This is a genomic window from Bradyrhizobium sp. (genome assembly GCF_049512235.1).
Taxonomy (GTDB): Bacteria; Pseudomonadota; Alphaproteobacteria; order Rhizobiales; family Xanthobacteraceae; genus Bradyrhizobium.
Genome location: NZ_JBEKXH010000526.1, coordinates 1 through 4,254 on the forward strand (window position 1 = coordinate 1; position 4,254 = coordinate 4,254).

Consider the following 4,254-nt stretch of genomic DNA (forward strand, 5'->3'; position numbering starts at 1 on the left):
GCCGGGCGATGGAGATCGACGCACTGGTGCGCGCGCCCGCCGCGTTTGCCAGGGCTGCGGGACTGTCGACGCCGATGCTCGACCTGCTGGCGGCGCTCGCCATCCGCCAGGCGCGCGACAAGGGGCTTTACTCCGGTTGAATGACGATAGTTTCACGGAATCGCTCAACCAGTCGCAGTCGCCTTGTGCCGTGGTCAACGCAGACGAGGAAACACGACCGCGCTCACAAACCAGATTGCCAGAAGGCACAGCACCCAACCAAAGAGCAGCAGCAGAAGCCCGACCGAAGGGTTTACGCGGTCGACGAAGGCGCTGAACCCGGCGACAAATGTCATCGCGATAACCGGTCCAAGCAAAACGGTGGCCCTGATCGTCCGCAAGGCTGGGAGTGGGTCTTCATTCTTGGCGAGCGCAAAAAGTCCGAATAACGGCAGCAGGGGAGCGGCTCCAAGCGCACCTACGAGTTTCTCCTGACGAAGAGCCGCAGCGAAGAGAACGAGAGATAGAGTCGCAATAAACCATGCAATCCTGAAATAGAACTGTCGGTTCTCTGTCAGCTTTCGCAAGCTCTCTCGCCAGGGAGTCTGCAAGGAAGGTGGCGCCGCCGGCTTGCTCACCGGCGAAACGGCTGCGACGAAAGCTATTGCGACAATGAGGTATCCGGAAACAAGGTACGCCTGATGTCGAGAGGAAATGGGAATTCCCAAGAGGGCTGCGATGAACCACGCAGCCCCGGCAACTGACAGCAAAGCCCATCGGAGGATTGGGAGGCGATCCGGCGAAGCTCTTTCGTATAGCGAAATGAATGCCAGAACGAAGCCGAGGCACATAACCCCATTGAATGCGATCATCGGTATCATCGTTTCCGCTTTCGCGGTCGCGCTGGGAAAATCAGCAACCAAAAGCGTTATTCCGTTTATAGCGGGAAATGTAAGCAGCATCCCCGCCGCGAGTGCGGCCTTGCCGCGCGCTATCTCGATCAGAAAGAGATACGACACAAACACGCACGTTGCAGCCAGAACCTTGATTACCTCGATGCTGTCTTCGGATAGCGCGCCGGAGTCAGTCGTCATCACCCGGACTCTTCCCGCGCTCTGTCATGCGCTGCGCTTGCTTCTCGCTAGTGCGAAAGCCGGCCAACGGCATCTTAAGCCTCCCGGTCGTGCCGGCAACGGGTGCGGGGAGGCAGCCCGTGATCGGCCTGTGTGGTCGCAAAGCGCTTCACAACCTGGGAGCATTCATGGAACAATGCAACTCCGGAGGGAGGGACGAAAGCAATTCGGGCAACACCATGCCCGGCACCTATTTCAAGGTTTACCGCAAATATTTTCCGCCTTTCGACTTTGGCGTGCGCATCGCCGTGACATCGGACATGATTGGAGAAACGCATATGACGCTCGGTACCTATGGATTGCTGATTGGGAAAATCACCGCCTCGCGCCCGAAGCGGGCCGGAGGCCCGCATTGGCTGCTCCTGGTGCAGCCCGGAAACCCCGAACATCCGGCCTACCGCGTCGCCGTCAATCTGCAATCGACCGAGCGGGGACGGGCGCCCGAACTGCAATATCAGATTGCCAACTTCGGCAGGCGCTCTACGCCCGCCGCCGGCGCGCTGATCAAGAAGCTGGAAGCCCTGCGCATGACGCCGGACTTCCAGCTGGCTGCTGCGCAGCCAACCCTGCCGCGGCTGGATTTCGTGCGCGGGGGGCTTATCGATCCGAAGAAGTTCGACGATCTTCGTCCTGGTTCAAAGGCGCTGGAGAATGAGTTCAGGAAAACCTTGGCCGAGGCCAGAAAATCCGCGGCGTTGGTAGCGGTTTTCGGCACCGGCAATCCGGTCGGCCAGAAACCGGGTGGCTCGGTCCCGACCGGCTTCACCGGCATCCAGAATATTCACATGAACCAGGGCGCCAAGAACCTCATCAATGGCGAGCCGCATTACCGCGAAAACGGCCCCAACCAGGATGGCGGCATCATTTTTCTGCTGCCGACCGGCGCTATCGGCATCTTTGTCAAATTCAGTTCCCAGACCACGAACACCAATGATGACGGCAGTCCCGCGGAGACCGGAATCAAGGAGATCGACAAGACCTCGGCCGGAGTTCGCAAGTCGATCATGCCAAGGTCGCGCCCGCGATCGATGGCGGCGCGGCGGGCCGCCGCACATGCGATCTCGGCTCCCGTTGCCGGGACCGCGGCCTCGGCCAAGGGCAAGACCAACCCGGTTGCCGCCCAGAACCTGAAAGGTTTTGTCTTCGCCGACATCGATCCCGCCGACGCCTCCGGCAAATTCATCCCGGACGATGACGGCACCACCTACCAGACGCCCTACGTGCAGGTGCGCTCCAAGGGCCAGACCCGCGGTCCGGTGCCGACGCCGCACGGCTATCCGCGCATGGACCTCGCGACGGTTCTAGGCGCCAACCCGCCGGGCTATGTCAGCAACTCCGGCGGCAAGAGCCTCGCATTCGACGTCATCGGCGACAGCGGCGCGACATCGGAGAAGAGCCTGGACGCATTCGAAGTCAAGGTGAGCCAGTTGATCACCCGCGACGCGATCGCCTCTCCGCCGGCATTCCTGTTTCATGTCGGCGACGTGGTCTATTTCTACGGCGAAGAGAACTACTATTACAGCCAGTTCTACGAGCCCTTCAAGGGCTATCCGGCGCCGATCTTCGCGATCCCGGGAAACCACGACGGCATTACCTATAACGACTCCATGACTTCGCTGGATGCCTTCCAGAAGGCCTTTTGCGCGGAAACGCCCGGCCGCTGGGTCGGCGCCGGCGGCATCCTGCGCTCAACCATGACCCAGCCCGGGGTATATTTCACGCTCGATGCGCCGCTGCTGTCGATCATCGGCCTCTACAGCAATTGCGGTGAATCCTTCGGCTGGCTCGACGAACCGCAATTGCTGTTCCTCTATCAGGAGCTGGTGCGGCTGAAAAAATTGCGCAGCGGCGGCCTGCCTGCCGTGATCCTGGCGATCCATCATTTTCCGCGCTGGTTTCCCGCGCAAAAACCCGCGGACCCCACCAGCGCCGCAATCGACGCCACCTGCAAGAAGGCGGGCTTCTGGCCCGACGCGGTCATTTGCGGCCATGCCCATCTCTACCAGCGGGTGGTCCGGCAAGATACCGGGCAGGACATCCCCTACGTGCTGACCGGCGCCGGCGGCCATATCGTGACGCCCGGCGAAGAAGTCGGAAAATCCTACATGAAGCAGCTCGACCCGCGGCTGGGCTTTACCAAGTTCGAGTCCGGCTACGTCCGCGCCACGGTTGCGAGCCCGTCGCGGGGCGATCCGACGCTGCGGTTCGAGTATCGCAGCGTCAAACCGCAGGGCAGCGGTCCCGACGATACCTGCACGCTCAATCTGCGAACCAGCAAGCTGGTTTGAAGCGCTGGCGATCCCGGCATGACTCGAACATGCGACCTACGGTTTAGGAAACCGTCGCTCTATCCGGCTGAGCTACGGGACCGCTGGACCCGCCGTGAGAGGCGGGTGCTTGGATGCTAGATACCAGAGCGAAGGCGTGATCGCCAGCCTTCAGAGCTTTTGTCCCGGCGATTTCAGCGCCGCCGCCAAGCCCTGCGGATCGTCGGTGCCGATGCGGCGAATTTCCTTGGATTTCAAACGCAGTTCGACCGCATCGAGGCCCGACACGTTATAAAGCCGGAAGCCGGCCGCCATCCTGATGCCGAAGCCGTTCCACCATTGGTTACGCACGATCGCAATCTTCTCGATGTCGTCCAGGGCGAGCCGATAGGTCCAGAATCCCGGGCCGAAATGCCAGCGCAGCTCGCCCTCGCTCACGGCAATCGTCAAGGACGAAAACACGATCGCAACCGCGATCAGAACGACCAGCGCGACCGCCGGCGGCCACTGCCCGCTCCGCCATACGATCGCGGCATTGAGCGCGGCCAACAGAAGACATAAGAGGATGATCCAAGTTCCGCGTTGCGTATGACGATATGGCATGGCTAAACCCTCCGCCTGGTGACACGGACACCGCCGCTCGCTTGTCAAATCGCCACTTGGTCGTGCAATCCGCTCCCTGGGTTCACTCTGTCCTTCGCGTTGCCGCCCGCCAGGAAGGTGCGCTCGGGGCACGAATCGGTCGTGCAAACGGCAGGGCAGCCCGGCCACGGGCAGCGGCCCCAACGGGCCGTAGCGGGCGAGTTTTGGTCCAATCGCGACCGGCGCACCTTGCTCGACAAGATGCTCGGCCTGCTCGGTACCGTGGCGCTGAA

Annotated in this window: 3 protein-coding genes, 1 tRNA gene and 1 pseudogene; 2 read left to right on the forward strand and 3 right to left on the reverse strand. The window is 61.6% G+C overall.

The window, feature by feature from the left end; translation table 11 throughout:
• A pseudogene (locus tag ABSG20_RS30975) lies at nucleotides 1–140 on the forward strand (oxidoreductase); the annotation flags it as partial.
• Nucleotides 141–194: 54 nt separating this feature from the next.
• Here ABSG20_RS30975 and ABSG20_RS30980 read toward each other — a convergent pair.
• Complete coding sequence (locus ABSG20_RS30980) at nucleotides 195–1,073, reverse strand: hypothetical protein (RefSeq protein WP_423868259.1); 879 nt, start codon at nucleotides 1,071–1,073, stop codon at nucleotides 195–197.
• 167 nt (nucleotides 1,074–1,240) lie between these two features.
• Here ABSG20_RS30980 and ABSG20_RS30985 point away from each other — a divergent pair, with 167 nt between their 5' ends.
• The gene (locus ABSG20_RS30985) at nucleotides 1,241–3,400 is read left to right on the forward strand and encodes a DUF2278 family protein (protein ID WP_423868260.1); all 2,160 of its coding nucleotides are present in this window, start codon (nucleotides 1,241–1,243) and stop codon (nucleotides 3,398–3,400) included.
• A 5-nt stretch (nucleotides 3,401–3,405) separates the two neighbouring features.
• Here the strand turns inward: ABSG20_RS30985 and ABSG20_RS30990 are convergent.
• Both ABSG20_RS30990 and ABSG20_RS30995 read right to left on the reverse strand, forming a co-directional pair.
• A tRNA-Arg gene (locus tag ABSG20_RS30990) sits at nucleotides 3,406–3,482 on the reverse strand.
• 68 nt (nucleotides 3,483–3,550) lie between these two features.
• Nucleotides 3,551–3,982 carry a hypothetical protein gene (locus ABSG20_RS30995; RefSeq protein ID WP_423868261.1) on the reverse strand — a complete coding sequence of 144 codons (432 nt, stop codon included), beginning with the start codon at nucleotides 3,980–3,982 and terminating at the stop codon, nucleotides 3,551–3,553.
• Between the last annotated feature and the right edge of the window lie 272 nt (nucleotides 3,983–4,254).